This is a genomic window from Kribbella sp. NPDC000426 (assembly GCF_040300265.1).
Taxonomy (GTDB): domain Bacteria; phylum Actinomycetota; class Actinomycetes; order Propionibacteriales; family Kribbellaceae; genus Kribbella.
Window position 1 is genome coordinate 244682 of sequence record NZ_JBEPDK010000003.1, and the last position, 21870, is coordinate 266551.

The window sequence follows — 21870 nt, forward strand, 5'->3', positions numbered from 1 at the left end:
CCCGCCGATCAACCGATCGGCGGGCCGTTCCAGCAGCTACTGCGGTACTACGCGGCCGCGTTCACCTCGGCCGGGGTGTCGGAGATGACCGACTCCCGGCGCTTGGAGACGTAGACCGCGGCGGCCAGGATGATCACCGCGACGACCGCGATGATGATCCGGAGCGCCTTGTTCGGGTCGTCGCCGATCGCGGACATCCCGACGACGGCCGGAGCGATCAGCACCGAGACCAGGTTCATCACCTTGATCAGCGGGTTGATGGCCGGGCCGGCGGTGTCCTTGAACGGGTCGCCGACGGTGTCACCGATGACAGTGGCCTCGTGAGCCGGCGAACCCTTGCCGCCCCAGTTGCCGTCCTCGACCAGCTTCTTGGCGTTGTCCCAGGCTCCACCGGAGTTGGCCAGGAAGACCGCCATCAGCGTGCCGGCGCCGATCGCACCGGCCAGGTAGCCGGCCAGCGCCGCGGCGCCGAGGCCGAAGCCGACGGCGATCGGGGCGGTCAGCGCGAGCAGACCAGGCGTGGCCAGCTCCCGCAGCGAGTCCCGGGTGCAGATGTCGACGACCTTGCCGTACTCCGGCTTGCCCGTCCCCTCCATGATCCCGGGGATGTCGCGGAACTGGCGACGAACCTCGTACACGACCGCACCGGCGGCGCGGCCGACGGCGTTGATCGCGAGCCCGGAGAACATGAACACGACGGCCGCACCGAGGATGATGCCGACCAGCGTGCCCGGGTTGAAGACCAGTGCCTCGGCCTCGAACTTCGGGTAGTTGTCGGACAGCGAGGTCCGGATCGCGTCGGTGAACGAACCGAACAGCGCGGTCGCGGCCAGTACGGCGGTCGCGATCGCGATGCCCTTGGTGATGGCCTTCGTGGTGTTGCCGACGGCGTCCAGCTCGGTCAGGATCTGGGCCGCCTCGCCGTCCACGTCACCGGACATCTCGGCGATGCCCTGCGCGTTGTCGGAGACCGGACCGAAGGTGTCCATCGCGACGATGACGCCGACGGTGGTGAGCAGACCGCAGCCGGCCAGCGCGATCGCGAACAGCGCGACCACACCGGAACCGCCGACCAGGAAGGCGCCGTACACGGCCGCCGCGATCACGACCGCGGTGTAGACGGCGGACTCGAAGCCGACCGAGATACCCGACAGGATCACGGTCGCGGCACCGGTCAGCGAGGTCTTGCCGACGTCCTTGACCGGCTTGTCCTCGGTGCCGGTGTAGTAACCGGTCAGCGCCAGGATGACGGCCGCCAGCACGATGCCGATGATCACCGAGACGGTGGCGATCAGCCGCGGGTCGCCGTCGTACGCGGCGATCGCGCCGCTCGCGCCGGTCAGGTCCTTGAAGCTGCCGGGCAGGTAGACGAACGCCGCCACCGCACAGAGCACGGCGGAGATGATCGCGGAGATGTAGAAGGCCCGGTTGATCGTCCGCAGGCCGTTCTCGCCGGTGCGCGGACGGGTCAGGAAGACGCCGATGACCGCGGTGATCGCGCCGATGGTCGGAACGATCAGCGGGAAGATCAGGCCCTGCTCGCCGAACGCCGCCTTGCCCAGGATCAGCGAGGCGACCAGCATCACGGCGTACGACTCGAACAGGTCGGCCGCCATACCGGCGCAGTCACCGACGTTGTCGCCCACGTTGTCGGCGATCGTCGCCGCGTTCCGGGGGTCGTCCTCGGGGATGTTCTGCTCGACCTTGCCGACCAGGTCGGCGCCGACGTCGGCGGCCTTGGTGAAGATACCGCCGCCGACACGCATGAACATGGCGAGCATCGCGGCGCCGAAGCCGAAGCCCTCGAGCACCGTCGGAGCGTCACCCTTGAAGATCAGCACGACCAATGCGGCGCCGAACAGGCCGAGGCCCACGGTCGCCATGCCGACGGTGCCACCGGTGCGGAACGCGACCCGCATCGCCGGGTTGCGGCCCTCGTCGCGGGCCGCCGCGGCGACCCGGACGTTGGCGCGCGTCGCGAGCCACATGCCCAGGTACCCGATCGCGGCGGAGAAGCCCGCTCCGACCAGGAAGAAGACGGAGCGGAAGATCTTCAGCGTGGTCTCGTTGCCGCCGTCGGTGTGAGCCGGCAGCAGGAACAGCAACAGGAACGCGACAACGGCGAAGATCGACAATGTCCGGAACTGCCGGTTCAGGTACGCAGATGCGCCTTCCTGAACCGCCGCGGCGATCGTCTTCATGTTCTCGGTGCCATCGTTCGCGGCAAGCACCTGGCCCCGGAAGACCATCGCGATGACGACCGCGAGGATCGCGATCACCCCGACGACGATCACCAGTGTGGTGTTGCTCGACGAAAGATCCACCGCTTGTGGCACAAGCCGTGCGGACATCCGTCCTCCTTGTAGGCAACCCATCCAGGCTTGACGGCCCCCGTCTGCCGCAACCGAAGGGTTGGGGAAATACGACACAACGCCAATGGACTGGCGCGGTGGGCTACTCTAACGGGTTCCCGACCAGACCTGACGACAGGGTGGTCTACGCCATACCCGGGTGCCTGAGCAAGCAGCTCACTCTTCGTAGCCCTGTGGACACCTTTTCGCTTCGAATCGTCGGAGTCAGATCGCCGAGGCGACGTCCGGGTGGATGTCGAACACCTTGGTCAGACCGGTGATCCGGAAGATCTTCAGCAGCCGTTCCTGGGTGCAGACCAGGGACAGCGATCCGTCGTGGGTGCGCACCCGTTTCAGCCCGCCGACGAGAACGCCGAGGCCGGTGGAGTCCAGGAACTCCACGCGTTCCAGGTCGATGACCAGGTCGTAGACCCCTTCATCGACGAGCGCGGCGATCTTCTCGCGGAGCTTCGGTGCGGTGTAGACGTCGATCTCCCCCGCCACCTCGATGACGGTGCGCCCGCCCTCGGCGCGCGCGGTCAGCGACAGATCCACTTCGGCCTCCGATCCCGTGAACTGCTGCATTCAACCATGTACGGACCGTGAGTAAGACCCGCTACCGAAAACTCTTTCATCTCGTCAGACCGAAGTCGATTCCCGTCCGGAAAAAGCCGCGTGCATCCGACCGTGTGCATCCGACCGTGCACGCCGCCCGTGCACTCTCAGCTCGTCCTCAGCAGATTGCTGTCCGTACGGCGCACTAGGCTCACGGTATGCGTGCAGGTGGTGAGGCGGAGGCTGTCCTGAAACGCCTGGCCGCCGGCCGTGACGACCGGTTGACGCATGTCGAGTCCGTGCCGGCGCGGTTGGGGCAAACGTGTGATTGGCCGCGCTGGGTCCCGGACGAGGTGCTCGGCCAGCTCCGCGACGCCGGCATCACGGCCCCGTGGACCCACCAGGTCGCCACGGCCGAAGCGGCGTACGCCGGGAAGCACGTCGTCGTCGCGACCGGGACCGCATCCGGGAAGTCGCTGGGATACCTGCTGCCGGCCTTTGCGACGTTGAGCATTGCGCAGGCAGCCTCACCCCATCGCCGGACGGCGTCCTTGTTGTACCTGTCTCCGACGAAGGCGCTGGCCCACGACCAGCTGCGCGCTGTCTCGGTGTACACCGTGCCCGGGCTGCGGGCGACGACGCTGGACGGGGACTCCGAGCGGAGCGAGCGGGACTGGGCCCGTGACCACGCGACGTACGTGCTGAGCAACCCGGACATGTTGCACCGCTCGGTGCTGCCCAATCACCAGCGCTGGGCGCGTTTTCTGGGCTGCCTGCAGTACGTCGTGGTCGACGAGTGCCACCACTACCGCGGCGTCTTCGGTGCGCACGTCGCCGGCGTACTGCGGCGGCTGCGGCGGGTCTGCGCGCAGTACGGAGCTCATCCGATCTTCATCTGCGCTTCCGCGACTGTCGCCGAGCCGGCGGTCTCAGGCGAACGCTTGACCGGCCTGCCGATGGTGGAGGTCGTCGAGGACGGCTCTCCGCGCGGAGGTATCGCTTTCGGTCTGTGGGAGCCGCCACTGACCGCACTGCATGGCGAGAACGGCGCACCGGTACGCCGTTCCGCCACGGCCGAGGTGGCCGACCTGCTGAGCGATCTGGTCGTCACTGGCGTCCGGACTGTGGCCTTCGTCCGTTCGCGGCGAGGAGCGGAGTCAGTCGCACTGACAGCCCGCGAGAACCTGGCGGAGGTCGACCCGACGCTGATCGACCAGGTGTCGGCGTACCGGGCCGGCTATCTGCCGGAGGAGCGCAGACGGCTCGAGGGGATGCTGCAGAGTGGTGAGCTGACCGGTGTCGCGGCAACCAACGCGCTCGAGCTGGGCATCGACATCGCGGGGCTGGACGCCGTCCTGCTGTCTGGCTGGCCTGGCACCCGCGCATCGCTGTGGCAGCAGGCCGGGCGCGCCGGACGAGCAGGTGGGGACGCGCTGGCGTTACTGATCGCCCGCGACGACCCGCTGGACACCTATCTGGTGCGCCATCCGCGCGCCATCTTCGGCCGCCCGGTCGAGGCGACGGTGTTCAACCCCGAGAACCCTTATGTCCTCGGGCCGCAGCTGTGTGCGGCCGCGCAGGAGGTGCCGCTGACCGCCGACGACTTCGAGGTCTTCGGCAGCACCACCGAGTCCGTCATCGCCCAACTGGTCCGGCAAGGTCTGCTGCGCGAGCGGCCGCACGGCTGGTTCTGGACGCGCCGCGAGCGGGCAGTCGACGCCATCGACATCCGGTCGGCCGGTGGGAAGACCGTGCAGATCGTGGAGGACCGGACCGGTCGCCTGCTCGGCACGGTCGACGGCGGCTCGGCACACTCCTCCGTCCACGAGGGCGCCGTCTACGTCCACGCCGGCGAGTCGTACCTGGTCCGCTCACTCGACCTCGAGGAGCACGCCGCCGTCGTCGAGCCGGCCTCCCCGGACTACACGACGTTCGCGCGGGACACGACGGAGATCAGCATCCTGGCGACCGAGGAGACCTGCAACTGGGGTACGGCGGAGCTGTCGCGTGGCTGGGTCCAGGTGAAGAGCCAGGTGATCTCGTACCAGCGCAAGCTGATCGCGACCGGCGACGTACTCGACGAACAGCCCCTTGACCTCCCCGAGCGCACGCTCCGGACCAAGGCGGTCTGGTGGACGATGCCCGACATCGCGGTCGAGGATCTGGGCCTGTCCGACGTACCGGGGGCGGCCCACGCCGCCGAGCACGCGTCGATCGGTCTGCTCCCACTGTTCGCCACCTGCGACCGCTGGGACATCGGCGGCGTCTCCACCGCCCGCCACGCCGACACCGGCCGCCTCACCGTCTTCGTGTACGACGGCCACCCGGGCGGGGCCGGATTCGCCGAACACGGCTATTCCGCGGCGCGCGAGTGGTTGACCGCGACACGCGAGGCGATTGCACACTGTGAATGTACGGATGGATGCCCGTCGTGCGTACAGTCGCCAAAGTGTGGGAACCAGAACAACCCACTCGACAAGAGCGGCGCGGTGGCGCTGCTCTCCGCATTGCTGAGCAGTGAGGCCTGAAAGGGCCGGCCTCGGGGCCGGCAGAAAGGCAGCTTGCCATGGCCGTCCTCGGAATCGTCCTGATCGCCCTCGCGGTGCTGTTCGGTCTGGGCGTCTCGGTGTCCTCGACCGCGTCCACCAAACTCGAGGTCTTCGGCGTCGACTTCGGCGTCTCGGTACCGACCGTGTTCTTCCTCGGCGCGCTGGCCGGCGCGGCGCTCATCTTCGGGCTCTGGCTGCTCAAGAAGGGGCTCGGCCGCGGGTACCGCCGGCGCAAGCAGATGCGTGAGCTGCGCGCCCAGGCGACGACCACGCCGAGTGACACCGTCGGCGGTGAGGTCACAGAGGGTGATACCGCCAAACCCGCTCTCGAGACCACCGCGGACGCCCCCGCGGACGAACGTCTGACCACCGAGCAGGAGCTCGCACCGGACCCCAGTGACACCAAACAACCGCACTGACCACTCTGTTGCCTACGGCATCAACTATCCCGGGAAGCTACCGGGATATCACCGGATTGCCGTAAGATCTCGATCACCTCACAGCGGTCGCACGGCGACCCGGCAGCCCGATTTCGATGCCTTGCGCAACGAGATCGGGGTGGCAGTTAGTTGCCATTGGCATCAAGTTTCGCGAGATCGCCATAACCTCCCCCGCCACACCTGTGCCTTACTTGTTGTGGCGTCAACGTCGCGCTGAGTCACTGCCGGGGTACCGGCTGCGCACGGGGTCCCGACGACCTGACGCCTGCGAGATAGCACGACCTCTGGAGGTTGTCTTGATCATCCGTAAGCTGTTCAGCCGCACCGGCGTGGCAGTCCTCGCGGTCAGCGTCGCACTCGCCACCGCCGTACCGGCCCAGGCCGCGAACCCCGTCTCCGGCGGTTCGAAGACACCGGGCGTCTCGGTGGGCGTGGCGCAACAGATCGCCACTCGCTCGGACACGCGCTACTGCCTGACGTTCGTCGCGGCCGCCAAGGTCCCGATGGCCGTCATGATGGCGTGTGCCCCGGGCAAGGAGGGCAAGACCCAGGAGTGGATCTACACCGAGTCCGGCCAGTTGCAGGTCGCGATGAGCAAGAGCGTCGGTGGCGCCCTTGCCAAGACCGGAGCCTGCCTGGACAGCGGTGCGGACCTGGCGAAGGTACCTGCCGCCGCGCCACTGCTGGTGCTGCCCTGCCGTGACGGCTCCGGGCAGAAGTGGAGCTACGACGAGGACGCCGGCACGTTCGTGAACGCCGCCAGCGGTCTCGCCCTGACATCGCTGCTTGGCAAGGGGAAGGCCAAGCAGGCACAACCGACCGGCAGCATGAGCGCAGCCGGCACGCCGATCCAGGCCTGGGCCGGGCTCCCGGTGCCGAGCCTGGACATCCTGGGCGCGGTCCTGGCGCTCGTGAACGCGCTGCTGGCGTCGCTGGGCCTGGCCCTGCCGCTGCCGATCGCGGGCGCGGCGGCCAGCCTGCTGTCGCTGCTGCGGCCGCAACTGCCGATCCCGGCCCAGATGACGGTGCTGCCGAAGCAGATGATGCAGCTGGCCCAGAGCTGACCTGAGGAGGTTCCAGCCAGACAGACGGTCGGCCCCGACAACATGTCGGGGCCGACCGTTTTCTCTCCTTCGAATCGACGTGAATCTTCAGTTGTGTCTGGTGAAGCGAACGACCGCCGCTCGATGCTCGGGGATGACATCGGGTATCCGCGCTGCTTGCGCGTCAGCGGGAGCCCGGCGTCGTCGTCACCGCTCGGCCGTCAGGTCCGCAGCCGTCACCAGGCGGCCGCGGTCACCACCAACACCAGTGATGGCAGTGATCAAGCAGGTCGTCGAGAAGGCAAGCAACTCCGTGAAGCAGTCCCATGTCTGTCACCTCCGATCCACTGAACCGGTCGGCAAGACAGTAGCTCCGATCCTCACGCTCTGTATCTAGTCAACTACCTGTTGCCACAGAACCTTGAGCATCCTTTAACTCTTCCGCAATGCGTGCCGCGGAATCCCGGCTTGACAGCGGCGTCTTGGTTGCCTACAGCACCGGTCAACGTTCATCCGGGGTTGGGAAAAAGTCTTCACATAGTCGTTTGAGAGTGACAATCTTTGACCGGCATGTCTCCGGCACCGTCGCCGGTCCACCTTCCTAGGAGCCCTGATGCGATCTCTCTCGCGGTTGACCACCGCCGGCGTCCTCGGCGCCGCCGCCCTCGCGCTGCTCACCGGATGTCTCGGGTCGTCCTCCGACTCGGGCAGCAGCGGCCAGGACGCGAACCGGAACGCCGACGCCAAGAAGGTCGAGCTGACCATCGGCTCGAACTCGGTCAAGGGCGGTAAGAGCAGCGCCGGGGCGACCTTCCTCGAAGACGTGCTGATCCCGAAGTTCGTCGCCGACCAGAAGGGCAAGGGCGTCGACGTCACGGTCAAGTTCCAGGGCGACGGCTCCGACGACGAGGTCTACAAGCAGAAGCTGTCCCTCGACCTGTCGAACAAGTCCGGACCGGACCTGTTCCAGATCGACGGCATCTGGGTCGGCGAGTTCGCCCAGGCCGGCTACATCAAGCCGCTGACCGACACCGTCGGCGACGCCGCCAAGGTGAACGACTGGGACGGCTGGAAGCAGATCCCGGAATCGGTCCAGGCGCTCGGCAGCTTCAACGGCCAGCGGTACGGCGTACCGGGCGGCACCGACGGCCGGGTGCTCTACTTCAACAAGAAACTGTTCCAGCAGGCCGGTCTGCCCGCCGACTGGCAGCCGAAGTCGTGGGACGACATCATCTCGGCCGGCCAGGCGCTGAAGAAGCTGCCCGGCGTGACGCCGATCCAGATCAACGCCGGTACGGCGATGGGCGAGGCGACCACCATGCAGGGCGTGCTGCCGCTGCTGGTCGGCACCGGCGCGACCGTCAACACCGACGGCAAGTGGCTGGGCAACACCCCGCAACTGCGCCAGGTGCTGGACTTCTACCACCAGATCTACAGCACCGGTCTGGGCGACCCTGTGCTGCAGAAGGAGGCCAAGGGCCGGGACAAGTCGTTCGCCGAGTTCGCGGCGAACAAGATCGGCATCCTGGGCGAGAGCGACTACTTCTGGCGCAGCGTGGTCGAGCCCAAGGAGGGCGTCGCGAAGATGGCCGACCGCGACAGCGCGGTGGGCTGGGCGATGATCCCGGCGATGAAGCCGGGCTCCGGCGTGAAGGGCCAGGACTTCGTCTCGATGTCCGGCGGCGGCGCGACCGTGATCAACCCGAACACGAAGTTCCCGCAGCAGGCATGGGATCTGCTGCAGTTCATGAACTCCGCGGAGATGGTGAAGGCGTCGCTGGACGGGGCCGCGAAGATCACGCAGCGGTCCGACGTGAACAGCGAAGTACTCGCGAGCGACCCGATGCTGAGCTTCATCGCCGACAAGGTCCTGCCGATCACCCAGTTCCGTCCGGGGATGGCGGAGTACCCGAAGATCTCGGCGGCGCTGCAGCAGGCGACCGCGGACGTGGTGGCCGGCAAGAGCACCGACGCCGCGGCATCGGCGTACGAGAAGGCGGTCGAGACCGCGGCCGGCGGCAAGGACAAGGTCACCAGTAACTGATGGCTTCCGCATCTGCTCCCGCGACGGGCGTGCAGGGTCGTGCGCCCGCGCGGGATGTCGCGGGGCTCGGCGTCGGCCGTGCCCTCGGCTTCGTCGCGCCCGCGTTCCTGCTGATCGGCGCGTTCCTGATCTTCCCCGCGCTGTGGACGATCTACATCGGCATCACGAACTACCGGCTGACCGGCGTCGAGGCCGTGTCGCCGTCGATCGTGGGCCTGTCGAACTACACGAAGGCTCTGAACGACGCGCTGTTCCACAACGCGTTGTGGCTGACACTGGTGTTCGTCCTCGGTTCGGCGATCATCGGGCAGAACGTGCTCGGCTTCACACTGGCCTGGATCATGCGGCGGACGCGACCCGCAGTACGCCGTACCGTCGAGGCCTTCGTCCTGCTCGCGTGGATCCTGCCGTCGACGGTCGTCGCCTATCTGTGGGTCGCGTTCTACGACCGCGACGGCGGTACGTTGAACAGTCTGCTCGGTACTTCCGGGACCGCGTGGCTGATCGATTATCCGATGGCCTGCCTCGTGGTCTTCAACACGTGGCGCGGTACGGCGTTCTCGATGATGCTCTACTCGTCCGCGCTGCAGGCCGTCCCGCCGTCGCAGCTGGAGTCGGCCCGGATGGTCGGCGCCTCGGGCTGGCAGACGCTGCGGGACGTGGTGTTCCCGCACATCCGCGGACACGTGCTGACGAACACGCTGCTGATCTCGCTGTGGACGGCGAACGACTTCTCGCCGTTCCTGCTCACCAAGGGCGGGCCGAACCACGAGTCCGAGACGGTGCCGGTGTACATCTACAACGTGGCGCTGCAGGGCGGTGAGCTCGGATACTCGTCGGCGATCTCGTTCCTGCTGCTGATCGCGAACCTGCTGGTCTCACTGGTGTACCTGCGGCTGCTGAGGAGGCGCTCGTGAGCACGCGGCCGTTGCCGGCAACCCCGGCCTTCGTCCTGCGCCGCATTGGCTTCTACGTGCTGATCTGCGCGATCACGCTGTTCTTCGCCGTACCGATGCTGTGGATCGCCTCGGCGCCGTTCGACGCCTCGCCGGGTCTGGGCGTGCATTGGCCGGACTGGACGCTGGAGAACTTCCGGAAGACGCTCGAGCATCCGTACGCGATGCACTCGATGGTCAACTCGCTGCTGATCTGCGTGACGACCGCCCTTGCGGTGACTGCTTTCGCGGCGTTGGCGTCGTACGCCCTGTCGCGGGTGCGCATCCCGGGGCGGGACGCGTTGCTCTACGGGTTGCTGCTGCTGTCGTCGGTGGTGACCGGTACGGCGGCGATGGTGCCGATCTTCGTGATGATGTTCCAGCTCGGGCTGATCGACTCGCGGTTCGGGGTCGCGCTGGTGATGACCGGCGGGTTGTTGCCGGCGGCAATCTTCATCCTGAAGGACTTCGTCGACGCGGTACCGAAGTCGTACGAGGAGTCGGCGCGGGTGTTCGGCGCGTCGACCGGCCAGATCCTGCGCGACGTCGTACTGCCGGTCGCACGGCCCGGGCTCGCGACGATCATGGTCTGGGCGTTCGTCAACTCCTGGGGCAATTTCCTGGTGCCCTTCCTGCTTCTCCGGTCGATCGACAAGCAGCCCGGTGCGGTGCTGATGCAGACCCTCACCGACGAAGGCGGCAGTGTGAACCTGCAGGTGCTGCCGGTGTTCTCGCTGCTGTTCTCGATCCCGGTCGTCGTGCTGTACCTGTTGGTGAACTCGCGGTACGGGTTCCGCTTCCATGGAGGGATCAAGAGCTGATGGCGGGCATCGACATCGAAGGCCTCGCAACCGTCTACCCGAACGGCGTACGCGCCGTCGACGGGCTGGACCTGCACGTGGCCGACGGCGAGTTCTTCGCCCTCCTCGGTCCGTCCGGTTGCGGCAAGACCACCCTGCTCCGGACAATCGCCGGGCTGGAGGCGGCATCCGAGGGCACCGTCCGGATCGATTCGGCCGACGTGACCCGGACGGAGCCCGGCAAGCGCGGGGTGGCGATGGTCTTCCAGGACTACGCGCTCTTTCCCCACATGAACGTCTCCGAGAACATCACCTATCCCCTGAAGGTACGCCGCGTCGCCGCGGCCACCCGGTCCGAAGTTGCCACTCGCACCGCCGGCGAGCTGTCCTTGCAGGGGTTGCTGGAACGCAAGCCGGCACAGCTGTCCGGCGGGCAGCAACAGCGTGTCGCGCTGGCCCGCGCGATCGCGTCCGAGGGCAAGGTGTTGCTGCTGGACGAGCCGCTGTCGAACCTCGACGCCCGGCTCCGCCTCGAGGCCCGTACCTTTCTGAAGAAGCTCCAACGCGACCTCGGCATCACCACGGTCTTCGTCACCCACGACCAGGCCGAGGCTCTCGCGCTCGCGGATCGCATCGCTGTCATGGACTCCGGCAAGCTTCGCCAGCTGGGCTCTCCGCGCGAGGTCTTCGCCCGGCCCGCCAACACCTTCGTGGCCAACTTCATCGGCTCGACCCCGATGAACCTCCTCCCAGGCAAGGTCGGGACCTCCTCCGGCACCACCTCCAGCCGGAACAGCTCGGCTGCTTCCGACTCCAGCGCCGCGGTCGGCATGGTCTCGGTGGCGGGCGGATCGTTGCCTGCAGCCACCTTCTCCACCCCGGCCGGCGCCGAGGTCACCGTCGGCATCCGCCCCGAGTACCTCACCGTCGCCTCCGGTGATGTCACCGGACCCGCCCTCCGCGGCATCGTCGTGGTCGCCGAGAACCTTGGCACCCAATCCCTGGTCACCGTCGACTGCGACGGCACCCTCGTCGGCGTCACCGTCCCCGAAGAAGCCGAACCTGCTCCAGGCACCGCAGTCGCCCTCACCGCCCCCGCTGCCCGGGTCCTGCTCTACGACCACGAGTCCGGCGAACTCCTGGCCCGCCAACCCGCTCCGGTCGCCTGATGCCCACCACGTCGCACCGCCGCTGCCGGGAGATCACCTGATGGCTGTCACGTCCTACCGTCGGCGCTGGACGTTGGACGATCGGGCCGAATCCCCCTGGCACTCGCTACCCGTCGACATTCCGGCCGATTGCCCCGGTCTCCTGGTCACGCTCACGATCCCGCCGGTCGACGGGGCCGTCATCGACATCGGCTGCGAGGGCGCGGCCGGCTGGCGTGGTTGGTCCGGCGGCGCCCGCCAGACCTTCGCCATCACACCTGACGCCGCCACCCCCGGCTACCTCCCGGGCGAACTCGAACCAGGCACTTGGTGGGTCGTCCTCGGCCTCCACCGGATCCCGGTCGAAGGCGTCGAGCTCCTCGTCGAGGCGACCACCGGCCCGGTCGCCACGATTCCCGGTCTGAACGAGTACGCTGACGCGACCGCGGCTATCGCAGTACCGCCGCGACCACCGCGCCGTACTCTCCCTGCATCTTCCGGTCTGAAGTGGATCGCGGGCGACTTCCACGCCCACACGCTCCACTCCGACGGCTCCACGCCGGTCGCCAACCTGGCTGCGCTGGGTGTGTCGGCCGGTCTCGACGTACTCGCGGTCACCGACCACAACACCGTCGCCCACCACGCCGAACTCCCGTCGCTCGGCAACCGGTTCGGGATCGGCCTCATCCCCGGCCAGGAAGTAACGACCGACACCGGGCACGCCAACGCCTTCGGCGAGATCGGCGCGATCGACTTCCGCAAACCCGCGGCCACCTGGGTCTCCGAGGTCGCCCGCCGCGGCGGCCTGCTCTCGATCAACCACCCTCTCGGCGGCGACTGCTCCTGGCGCCACCCGCTTCCCGAACACCCACCCCTGGCCGAAATCTGGCACTCCTCCTGGCTCGACCACACCTGGGGCGGCCCCATCGCCTGGTGGCAAGCCTGGGGCCTCGAAGGCACAACCCCCATCGGTGGCAGCGACTGGCACAACCCCACCTCGTTCACACCACCAGGCAGCCCCACGACCTGGATCGCCGTAGACGCCGACGCCGAAGGCCCCAACGAACTCGCGGCCGCCACTCTCGAAGCCCTCGCGGCCGGCCGAACTTCGCTCTCCTGGTCCTATACCTCTCCTGTCTTGGTGCGAGTCGACGACGAACTGGTCGCCCTGGACGCACCCAACACCCTCGTCATAGCCGCGGACGGCACCCGCCACCCCGTCCGTTCGTCCGTCGAGCGGATCCCCGGGACACGCGGCCCGCACATCCTCGTCACTCACACGGGAGAGTTCCTGGCGACGTGCGCCTGAACGTTTTCCTGCAGACTGACTTCATGACGAGCGAGCGACCCCAGGTGATCGTGGTAGATGCTGCGAACGTCGTCGGCTCCCGCCCCGACGGCTGGTGGCGCGACCGCGCCGGCGCAGCTCGACGTCTCCTGACGAAGCTCGCCGCACTCCAGCAACGCCTGCAGGACACGACCGACATCATCGTGATCCTCGAAGGAGCCGCCCGAAGCGCCGTCTCGGGCCCTGACGCTCCCGACACCGGCACCCTCCGTGTCGTCCTCGCCCCGGGCTCGGGCGACGACACCATCGCCCTCGTGACGGCCGAGGCCGCGGCGCAACCCAACAGCCCCGAGGTCACCGTCGTCACCGCCGACCGAGGCCTCCGGCAGCGCACAGACCCCACCGGTGCGACCGCAGTCGGCCCCCGCTGGCTCCTGGACCAGATCTAGCCTTGACCCGCGCGGTGGAATCCATCACGAAGGCCTTCGGACTGGGCCGATCCGTCCAGCCTCTGACGCCCGTCCAGCACACCAGCTTCGAGACCTGGCGTCTTCGAACAGCCACAGCCGACTATCTCGTCAAGCGCCTGTGGGGCCTCGATGACCCACCATGGTGGACCCACATCGAGCAGGGCATGGCGCTGGAGGCGGCCGCACTCGCGCAAGGCCTGCCAATCGCCCAGCCGATCGAGCCGCGAGATCCGGCCTTCGGGTACGCGGCTCGGGTGCACGACTTCGGCACTGTTCGCCTCTACGACTGGATCGAGCATCGCACGCTCCAACCTGCCGATGACGTCGCAGCGTGGCTCGGACGGGTCGCTGCGCGGCTCCACGGGCTGATGCCGCTGACCGGCGTACAACCTGAATGGCGTTGGTGGGGAGTCTTCCCCCGCGATCGTTGGGAGGAGTGGGCAACACTCGGCCGAAGCCAGGACAAGCCATGGGCAGCTGCACTCAGTCAGAAGGTCGGCTTCTTCGACGAGCTTGGCCAGTCGATCCGGGCCGCGTTTACCTCGGCCGACGACCAAGTACTGAGCCACGGCGACCTCGAACCCTACAACGTCCTCGTCTCGGCCGACGGCCCGATCCTGATCGACTGGGAGAGCGTGGCCTGCGAAAGCGCCACCCTGGAGATCTCCCGCGCCGCGCTGAGTTTCGGCGGTGACAACCCCGCCCGGATCTCCCGCATCCTCCAGGAGTACGTCGACGCCGGCGGCGTGCTGGCCCCGATCGGCGACGACCTGTTCCTTCGCAAGATCTCGCTTCGCCTGTGCCACCTCGCGGAACGCCTTGACGTCGAAGTCGGCATGGAACGCCCACCCGGCTGGATGCAAGGACAAGACTCCGCCGCCCTGATCCGCAAGGATCTCGACACGCTCGCCCACACCGTTGACCACCTCCGCGACCTCGCCACAACCTGCCTTAGCTAGTCACACCACCCAGCCAGACCCACCCACCGTGTGCACTCCGCGCACTCTTCCAGCCCGTCCAGCCCGGGCGGGAGAGGCGGCAGCTGGTCTAGTCGAGGAGCCAGCCGTTTTGTTCGGCTACTTGGATGGCGTCGGAGCGGGTGCGGGCTCCGGTTTTGCCGATTGCGGACCAGAGGCGGGTGCGAACGACGCGCTCGGAGACCTGCAGCTTGCGTGCCATCAGGGCTACGGAACCACCTTCGCGGGCGGCGCGCAGTGTGTCGGTCTCGTTCTGGTCGAGCGGCGTCTCGGAGTACTGGAGGGTTTCCGCAGCGAGGTTCGCGTCGACCACGCGGAGGCCCAGGTGCACGCGGCGTACCGCATCTGCGAGCTGCGGCGCCGGACAGCCTTTCAGCGCGAACCCTTTCGCGCCGGCGTCCAGCCCGCGGCGAAGGTGCACCGGCCGACCGTACGTCGTGAGCATGACGACGCGGCACTCCGGCATCGACGTACGCAGCTTGGTGGTGACGGTGATGCTGTGGTTCCCCGGTCCGCCGGCGTCGAGCAGAGCGACGTTGGCGCGGTGTCGTTTCGCCGCACCTACGACGTCGTCGGTTCTGTTGAGCTCGGCAACGATCTCCAGATCGCGCTCGCGCTCCAGACCGCTGCGGAGCAAGCCTCGGCTGAGGATCTGGTCATCGACCAGCAACAGCCGAATCCGGTCGGGCAAACGGGCCTCCGAGGTATCCGTCCGGGCGTCGGGGAAGTACGTCCGGGAAGATGAGTTGGACTCGGTTCCAGATCATGGAGCGCGGCAACACGGGTAGTCCACATCAACGCGGCATCTCTACCAGATTGCGACCAGATCGCGACCACACCAGAACCAGGCTCAAGTTTGCCCTGTCGGGCGACGTCAGAGCGGACCGGCCCGGGCAGTCGCGCTCAGCGTTGGACGACCCAGCGGAAGATCAAGCTCGAGTGACACCTCCACGGTTACAGCGTCGGCGGTGGTGGCGCAGTTGGATAGGTGAACTTTGTTCAGGATCGCGATGCGAGCGGCGGTTTCACACGGCGTCGCAGGTGCACCGTCGCTCGGAGGTTGGTCTGCGCTTGACGTTTGCGTGGCACGAGTTCCCTGCCTGGTCAGCGAAGTGCCACCGTGCTCGAAGTACGTGCTAGCTGCCGCGTCAGCCGGTGGATTCGCAATCGTCGCCGCAAGTTCCGTCGCAGGTTCCGATGCCGCGGACGGGACCTGCGCGGCGGCCGGCGCGAAGACCGGCTTCGGGGCGAAGACGGCTGTCGGCGCGAGTTCCGTCGTGGGCTCCACGGCCCCAGCCGAGAACAGATTGGCGGGCGGCATGTAGGCCTCGGTCGCGGCGAACGCGGCGGGCCGGGCGAACGCATTTGTCGGCGCGAACGCCACAGGCGGTGCGAACGCCGTAGGCGGTGCGAACGCTGCAGGCGGTGCGAACGCTGCAGGCGGTGCGAACACGTTTCTCGGGGCGAAGGCGTTTGTCGGTGGAGTGGCTGTTGTCGGTGGAGTGGCTGTTGTCGGTGCAGCGGCTGACGGTGGCAGGTTGGCTGGTGTGGTCAGGGATTGGGCGGCGCTTAGGGCAGTTAGGTCTGCGGCGGCGGTGAGTTTGTGGCGGGCGGTGGAGATGGTGGACCAGAGGGTTGCTGCGGCTAGGGCTGTGGTGAGGAGTACTGCGGCCAGGAGGGTGTGGACGGTGGCACTGCCTCGTTCCGAGCGGGTCATGGGGTCGTCTCCGGTTCGGCTTGGAGGGTGGCGATTGCTGTTAGGCGGGTGGGAGTTAGGAGGGTGAGGAGTGGAGGGGTGTGAGTCGGGGTTGCGGTGACGGTTACGTGGATGTCTGAGGTGTCGCGGGTGATGGTGATCGTGCTGCTGGGGATGGTGCGGTGGCCGATGGCTTTGGCTTGGTCGAGTGGTTCGCCGCGGGCTGCTGCGCGGGCTACGTCTCGGGCTGCGTCGATGCATCGGATGTTGAGTACGACGAGGCTGATGGACCAGATGCCCAGCAAGAGCAGGGAAAACAGGACAGGCAGTGCGATCGCCAACTCAGCCGTCACCGCACCTCGGTCGCCGCGCTGTCGCCCCTCGGTGGCGCGAGAACAAGCCGAGGAGTACGAGCCGGTTGCGGGGTTCGCACCGGCGGTGTGACCGGAGGCCGACCTCTGGTGGGAGGCCGCGGCGTGTTGGCCGGGGTCGGCGGTGGAGCGCGCGCCGGTGGATGAGCCCGAACCCGTCGTGGGGTTCGAGGCCGTGGTGTGGCTGCAGGTCGCGGTGTGGTGGGAAGCCGGCGTGTGGTGGGAAGCCGGCGTGTGGTGGGAAGCCGGCGTGTGGTGGGAGGACGGCGCGTCGTGGGGGGACGGCGAGCGGCTTGTGGGGTTGGGGTGGTACGTGGGGAGGTGGGGCATTGGGGTCCTTGGGGGTGGCGACCGGTCGGGAGGGGTGGGCCGACCGGTCGCCTGATTGGGGATGGTTAGAGGTGGACGCCTTCTACGCCGGCGAGTTTGAGGGCGTAGTTGATGAGGGCTTTGAGGGCGTTTTGCATGACCGGGGATTTGAGCAGGGCTACCAGGATTCCGCCTAGGCCGCAGGCGGCGACGATGGTTACGGCGTACTCGGCGGTTGCGGCGCCGCGTTCTGTGCGGGTGCGGAGGTTTCGGAGGGTGCGTGGGCGGAGGCGGCGGAGGGTGCGGGCGCGGCGATGTTCGCGGGCGCTGGGCAGGACGTGCCCGCGGACGCTGGGCAGGACGGGCTCGGGAGTGATGGAGCTGAGCGGCATGGAAGTCCAAGGGGTCAGGGGCGCGGAGGTCTGTGGGAGGAACGGGTCTGGGGAGTGGGAGTGGGTCGGCTCCAAGGCGCGGGGGTGGGTCGGCTCTTCGGTGTGGGAGTGAGTCCGCGCGTCGGCATGCGTGCTCGTTGGTACTGCGGTGCGGGGATGGGTCGGTTCTTCGGTGTGGGAGTGAGTCCGCGCGTCGGCGTACGTGCTCGTTGGCACTGCGGTGCGGGGGTGGGGCGGCTCTTCGGTGTGGGAGTGAGTCCGCGCGTCGGCATACGTGCTCGTTGGCACTGCGGTGCGGGAGGGGGTCGGCGCTTCGGTGTGGGGGTGAGTCCGTTTCTCGGTGTGGGAGTGGGTTGGCTCTTCGGTGTTGCAGCGGGGCGCGTGGGGTGTGTCGGAGGGAGTGGCTTGGGGAGTGGAGTTGTTGACGAGGTCGGTTCGAGCCGAGTGGTGGTAGTTGCCTAGGGCTACTAGTGGAATGGACATTTGCTGCCTCCTGGGGAAGTGGCGGGGTGGTTCATGGAGAACATGCCGTTGCGGGGTGGGGTTTTGGTTGGGGAGTTTTGGGTTGTGGATTACGGGGTTTGGAGGTACGGGAGCAGCGAGCCAGCAGTGGTGGGGACTATGGAGAGGAGGACGAAGGCTGGGAGGAAGCAGAGGCCTAGCGGGAGGGCGGCTCGGGACTCGGTGGCTCGGGCTTGTCGGTCGGCGGTGTGGTGGTGGGAGCGGCGGGTTTCGTCGGAGAGGTGCTCGAGGGTTTTGGAGAGGGCGGCGCCGGAGCGGAGGGAGCGGGTGATGGCTCGGGCCATGGGGGCGCAAGCGGGTTCGGCGCGTAGGTGAGACCAGGCCATGGCTGGGTCGGCGCCGAGGGCGAGGTGGTGGGCGATCTTGGTGAAGAGGTCGGCCAAGGGGCCGGGGAGGGCTTCGGCTACGAGGGTTAGGGCGTGTTGGGGTGGGCGGCCGGCTCGGAGGCAGGCGGTCAGTAGGTCGATGGCTAGGGGGAGGTCGCGGGCTAGTTGGGCGTTGCGTTGTTTGGTGGCGGCTGGTTCCAGGCGGGCTAGGGCTCGCGGGACGGCGTACAGGGCGATGGCAGCTGGGAGGGCGCCCCAGGGGAGGCCGATGAGGAGTACGGCGCCTAGGGCTGTGATGGCTGCGGCTAGGTGGTGGTGGGGTGGGGTTCGCGGGGTGGTACGGGGTTGGGGGCGGGCTAGGCGGCGGAGGTTCGGGCGGGGCGGGATTGCGAGATAGGTGCTTAGGGCAACTGCTGTTGCGGCGGCGAAGGCTTCAGGCATTTGGGGCTTCGGGTTGGGCGAGGCGGGTGGTCCAGTGGAGGCCTGCAGTGGTGAGGGTCAGGCCGGCTGCCAGGCAGAGCCAGCCGGGCGGGGTGGCGGTGAGGAACACGAGAGGGTGGGCGCCCAGTGCGTAGCCGAGGGCTATGCCGAAGGCGGGGAGGACGGCGAGGATTCGGGCGGTGGAGCGGGCACCGGCGAGGCTGGATTCGGTTTGGCGGTGGATGGCTTCATCGGCTCGGAGGGAGTTGGCCAGGCGTTCGGTGAGGGCCGCGAAGGCGGCGCCGGATTCCTCGGTGACGCGCCAGGCGGCGGCCAGGGCTCGGAGGCTGGTGGCGCCCGGCTTGGTTGATGCCCGGATCAGGGCGGTGGGTACGTCGGCGCCGAGCTTGGCTGCGGCGTGGGCTACCTCCAAGTCGGGGCTGATCGAGGCTGCGCCCTCCAGGGCGGCGATGGGCGGACGGCCGGCAGAGAGGTCTGCGGCTAGTACGTCGAGGGCTTCAATGATGTTGGCGCGGCGGGCGGCGGTGGCCTTCTGCAGCTGGTGTTGGGCTCGTTGGTTGGCGATCAGGATCAGCACTGCGGTGATGGCGAGGGCTGAGACGAGGGCTTGAGGGCCGAGGATCGCGGTGGCCAGGGCGGTTGGAGGAGCCAGGAGCGCTGCTCGGATTAGGCGGGTTCGAAAGGATCCGGGGGTTGGCTGCGGACGGGTGAGGTTCGGTTGGGATTGCAGGCGATGGAGGGCTGCGGCTGGCGGTGGAAGCGCGAGCGTGCAGGTTAGGAGGGTGAGCGCGGCTGCGAGGAAGGCTGGGTTCATGCCGCACCCACGGCAGCGACGGGAAGGTTGGTGAAGAGGTGTGCGGGTGGGTGGAGGGTGAGGGTGTTGTCGGGGTGGAAGGTGACGGCAGGTTGCGTGGTTGGAGGGCCGTTGGGGTGAGCGGTCAAGGTGTGGATCTCGGCGATTCGGCGGCGGCCCTTGGAGGTCCGGGTCAGGTGGATCACGGCGTGCAGGGCTGAGGTCATCTGGCTGTGGATGGCTTCTCGGGTGAGGCCGGCCAGAGAACCCAGCGCTTCCAGGCGAGCGGGTACGTCGGCGGCCGAGTTGGCGTGGATGGTGCCGCAGCCGCCTTCGTGGCCGGTGTTCAACGCGATCAGTAGGTCGACGACTTCGGGACCGCGGACCTCGCCGACCACCAAACGATCTGGGCGCATGCGGAGGGCTTGGCGGACGAGGTCTCGGAGGGAGATTTCGCCGGTGCCTTCGACATTGGGTGGGCGGGCTTCGAGGCGGACTACGTGTGGGTGGTCGGGGCGTAGTTCGCTGGCGTCCTCTACCAGGACCAGGCGTTCGGACGGGTCGGTCAGGGAGAGTAGGGAGTTGAGGAGGGTGGTCTTGCCTGTCCCGGTACCGCCGCTGATCAGGAACGCCAGGCGGGAGTCGAGAAGGTCGCGCAGGATCGTCACACCGGCCTGCGGGAGCGCACCGGCGGCTACGAGATCGTCGAGAGTGAAGACCTTCCGAGACGGGACGCGGAGCGACAGGCAGGTGCCCGGAGCGGCGATCGGGGCGAGTACGGCGTGGAAGCGGGTGCCATCGGAGAGCCGGACGTCGACGTACGGCGTGGAGTCGTCGAGGCGGCGGCCGGCTGCGGCGGCGAGCCGGGTGGCCAGGCGGCGGATGGCGGGCTCGTCGCCGGTGCGGATGGCGACGAACTCGAGGCCGCGGCCGCGGTCGATGTAGACCTCGTCCGGGCCGTTCACCAGGATGTCGGTCACGCCTGGCTCGGCCAGGAGGCTGTCGAGTGGGCCGGCGCCCAGGGCTTCTCGGCGGAGGGCGGTGACAACGGCGAGGACCATGGCGTCGCCGCAGATGGTGCCGCCGGCGCGGAGGGCCGCCGCCACATGGACGGGAGTGGGCTCGGCGCCGGTGACCGCCAGCGTGCCGCGGACGCGGTCGAGCAGGTCGGCGGGGACAACTGCGGTGGTCACAGAATCACCAACTCGGATAGGTGGAGCGGCGGCGGTCATGCCGCTACCGGATGGGCCAGGTTGAAGAGGTCCAGCAGAGTTGTGGCGGCTCGGGTCAGAGGGCTTCGAGCGCCGAGAATGAAGCGGCCCTGATCCATGGCGGCGGGAAGCGCCCGGTCGATGCCGAGTTTTGTTGCTAACGGCAAGGAGAGATGGGTCGATACGTCAGCAGGTGACAGCGCGGGGCGGGTGCTGCGGGCTACGACGCGCAGGTCGCCGGCGACGGAACGGAGAGGGCCGGAGAGGCGTTTGGCGGCCGCGACAGAACGGACGTCACAGGGGACGACCAGGAGGGTCGCGGTCGAGCGGATGAACCCTTCCTCGACGGTTGGATCTGCGCGGCGAGGCAGGTCCAGGACGACGAGATCGTTGCTGCGTTGCGCCGCGCCGATGACTGAGCTCATCGTGTCCGGCGGCAGCACGGTGACGTCGGACTGATCCCAGGACAGGACAGCGAGGCCGTCGACGGATGGCAGCGCCGAGCGGAGAGCGGCAGCACTGACGCGACCCGAAGCATTGAGAAGCTTCGGCCAGCGGTCGCCGGGATCGCGTTCGATGCCTAGGGCGAGCTCTATGCCGCCGCCGAGTGGATCGCCGTCGATGAGCATCGTCCGGTATCCGCGCCGATTGCCGAGGACCGCGACCGCGGCGGCGAGCGTGGTGGCACCAGCTCCCCCGCAGCCGCCGACGAAGGCGAGCGTGACGGCCTTCCGATTCACACCGTCCAGTGCGTCGGCCAATTTGCCGGCGAGCAAGGACTCGTCGTCGGGAAGACGACAGACGACGTCAGCGCCGACGTCGAAGGCGCAGCGGTAGAGATCGTCGCCGTCGAGCGCCGAGCCGACCACGACGACTCCCGGTCGCTGGGTGGGCTGCAGGCGAGCCAACGGCTCGGCCAGGTCGCGGCCGATCACAACCAGCGAGCAGGTCTGCCAGTTGCGCCGGAGGCCGTGGAGGTCCGGCTCGACCAGGGGCGTCACGGAAGCGGCCGCGGCCAGCCGCAGGAGATCGTCGAGGAGGGCGTCGTTGGTAGTTGCCATGAGCACCGAGGTGGTTGGTGATTTCGTGTCCATGCCAAGAAGATGCCGTTGCCGGGCGTGCTCTGCGCACACGAGCGGAATCCCTGTGGACAAAGCGTTGTCGGGTTTCCGTCAGCAGCGGGAACCCGCCACGACGAGGCGGCGACCA

At 68.0% G+C, this 21870-nt stretch carries 21 protein-coding genes; 11 read left to right on the forward strand and 10 right to left on the reverse strand.

The features are described 5' to 3' along the window. Positions 1 to 47 precede the first annotated feature (47 nt). Entirely contained in the window at positions 48 to 2351 is a 2304-nt protein-coding gene (locus ABT313_RS14955; protein ID WP_350852811.1) for a sodium-translocating pyrophosphatase, read from the reverse strand. Positions 2352 to 2576: 225 nt separating this feature from the next. Then, positions 2577 to 2936 carry an STAS domain-containing protein gene (locus ABT313_RS14960; RefSeq protein WP_272948965.1) on the reverse strand — a complete coding sequence of 120 codons (360 nt, stop codon included), beginning with the start codon at positions 2934 to 2936 and terminating at the stop codon, positions 2577 to 2579. Between the two features lie 188 nt (positions 2937 to 3124). Here ABT313_RS14960 and ABT313_RS14965 point away from each other — a divergent pair, with 188 nt between their 5' ends. From ABT313_RS14965 to ABT313_RS15010, 10 genes are all read left to right on the forward strand, one after another. Continuing rightward, positions 3125 to 5434, forward strand: coding sequence for a DEAD/DEAH box helicase (locus ABT313_RS14965; RefSeq protein ID WP_350852814.1), 2310 nt, complete (start codon positions 3125 to 3127; stop codon positions 5432 to 5434). A gap of 38 nt (positions 5435 to 5472) precedes the next feature. Continuing rightward, the gene (locus tag ABT313_RS14970) at positions 5473 to 5874 is read left to right on the forward strand and encodes a hypothetical protein (RefSeq protein WP_350852817.1); all 402 of its coding nucleotides are present in this window, start codon (positions 5473 to 5475) and stop codon (positions 5872 to 5874) included. A gap of 317 nt (positions 5875 to 6191) precedes the next feature. After that, positions 6192 to 6959: a DNA-directed RNA polymerase subunit beta family protein gene (locus ABT313_RS14975; protein WP_350852820.1), complete on the forward strand. Its 768-nt coding sequence runs from the start codon at positions 6192 to 6194 to the stop codon at positions 6957 to 6959. Positions 6960 to 7551: 592 nt separating this feature from the next. Next, a complete protein-coding gene (locus ABT313_RS14980) occupies positions 7552 to 8982 on the forward strand; it encodes an extracellular solute-binding protein (protein ID WP_350852823.1) in 1431 nt (476 codons plus the stop codon). After that, on the forward strand, positions 8982 to 9899 hold the full coding sequence (locus ABT313_RS14985) for a carbohydrate ABC transporter permease (RefSeq protein ID WP_350852826.1): 918 nt from the start codon (positions 8982 to 8984) through the stop codon (positions 9897 to 9899). Before ABT313_RS14980 ends, ABT313_RS14985 begins: the two co-directional genes overlap by 1 nt. Further along, positions 9896 to 10738, forward strand: a complete 843-nt coding sequence (locus ABT313_RS14990; protein WP_350852829.1) for a carbohydrate ABC transporter permease — start codon at positions 9896 to 9898, stop codon at positions 10736 to 10738. The genes ABT313_RS14985 and ABT313_RS14990 overlap by 4 nt, the downstream gene beginning before the upstream one ends. Beyond that, positions 10738 to 11886 (forward strand): ABC transporter ATP-binding protein, encoded by a 1149-nt coding sequence (locus ABT313_RS14995; RefSeq protein ID WP_350852832.1) that lies wholly within the window; start codon positions 10738 to 10740, stop codon positions 11884 to 11886. The genes ABT313_RS14990 and ABT313_RS14995 overlap by 1 nt, the downstream gene beginning before the upstream one ends. Before the next feature lie 40 nt (positions 11887 to 11926). Then, the gene (locus ABT313_RS15000; protein ID WP_350852835.1) at positions 11927 to 13174 is read left to right on the forward strand and encodes a CehA/McbA family metallohydrolase; all 1248 of its coding nucleotides are present in this window, start codon (positions 11927 to 11929) and stop codon (positions 13172 to 13174) included. 23 nt (positions 13175 to 13197) lie between these two features. Continuing rightward, complete coding sequence (locus tag ABT313_RS15005; protein ID WP_350852838.1) at positions 13198 to 13602, forward strand: hypothetical protein; 405 nt, start codon at positions 13198 to 13200, stop codon at positions 13600 to 13602. Positions 13603 to 13616: 14 nt separating this feature from the next. After that, positions 13617 to 14582 (forward strand): phosphotransferase, encoded by a 966-nt coding sequence (locus ABT313_RS15010; RefSeq protein WP_350852841.1) that lies wholly within the window; start codon positions 13617 to 13619, stop codon positions 14580 to 14582. 88 nt (positions 14583 to 14670) lie between these two features. Here ABT313_RS15010 and ABT313_RS15015 read toward each other — a convergent pair whose 3' ends face one another. The 3 genes from ABT313_RS15015 to ABT313_RS15020 form a co-directional block, all read right to left on the reverse strand. Beyond that, the gene (locus tag ABT313_RS15015; RefSeq protein WP_350852843.1) at positions 14671 to 15291 is read right to left on the reverse strand and encodes a response regulator; all 621 of its coding nucleotides are present in this window, start codon (positions 15289 to 15291) and stop codon (positions 14671 to 14673) included. A gap of 183 nt (positions 15292 to 15474) precedes the next feature. After that, positions 15475 to 16317 carry a pilus assembly protein TadG-related protein gene (locus ABT313_RS44715; protein ID WP_502883987.1) on the reverse strand — a complete coding sequence of 281 codons (843 nt, stop codon included), beginning with the start codon at positions 16315 to 16317 and terminating at the stop codon, positions 15475 to 15477. Next, positions 16314 to 16649, reverse strand: coding sequence for a TadE family type IV pilus minor pilin (locus tag ABT313_RS15020; RefSeq protein WP_350852846.1), 336 nt, complete (start codon positions 16647 to 16649; stop codon positions 16314 to 16316). Before ABT313_RS15020 ends, ABT313_RS44715 begins: the two co-directional genes overlap by 4 nt. A gap of 157 nt (positions 16650 to 16806) precedes the next feature. On the opposite strand from ABT313_RS15020, the gene ABT313_RS15025 reads away from it, so the two are divergent. Further along, entirely contained in the window at positions 16807 to 17052 is a 246-nt protein-coding gene (locus tag ABT313_RS15025) for a hypothetical protein (protein ID WP_350852848.1), read from the forward strand. A gap of 10 nt (positions 17053 to 17062) precedes the next feature. Here ABT313_RS15025 and ABT313_RS15030 read toward each other — a convergent pair whose 3' ends face one another. The 5 genes from ABT313_RS15030 to ssd form a co-directional block, all read right to left on the reverse strand. After that, the gene (locus ABT313_RS15030; protein WP_350852851.1) at positions 17063 to 17368 is read right to left on the reverse strand and encodes a DUF4244 domain-containing protein; all 306 of its coding nucleotides are present in this window, start codon (positions 17366 to 17368) and stop codon (positions 17063 to 17065) included. Between the two features lie 572 nt (positions 17369 to 17940). After that, positions 17941 to 18657, reverse strand: coding sequence for a type II secretion system F family protein (locus ABT313_RS15035; protein WP_350852854.1), 717 nt, complete (start codon positions 18655 to 18657; stop codon positions 17941 to 17943). Then, complete coding sequence (locus tag ABT313_RS15040) at positions 18650 to 19234, reverse strand: type II secretion system F family protein (protein WP_350852857.1); 585 nt, start codon at positions 19232 to 19234, stop codon at positions 18650 to 18652. Before ABT313_RS15040 ends, ABT313_RS15035 begins: the two co-directional genes overlap by 8 nt. Positions 19235 to 19467: 233 nt before the next feature. After that, the gene (locus tag ABT313_RS15045) at positions 19468 to 20643 is read right to left on the reverse strand and encodes a TadA family conjugal transfer-associated ATPase (RefSeq protein ID WP_350852860.1); all 1176 of its coding nucleotides are present in this window, start codon (positions 20641 to 20643) and stop codon (positions 19468 to 19470) included. Between the two features lie 35 nt (positions 20644 to 20678). Then, on the reverse strand, positions 20679 to 21755 hold the full coding sequence (gene ssd, locus ABT313_RS15050) for a septum site-determining protein Ssd (RefSeq protein ID WP_350852863.1): 1077 nt from the start codon (positions 21753 to 21755) through the stop codon (positions 20679 to 20681). Between the last annotated feature and the right edge of the window lie 115 nt (positions 21756 to 21870).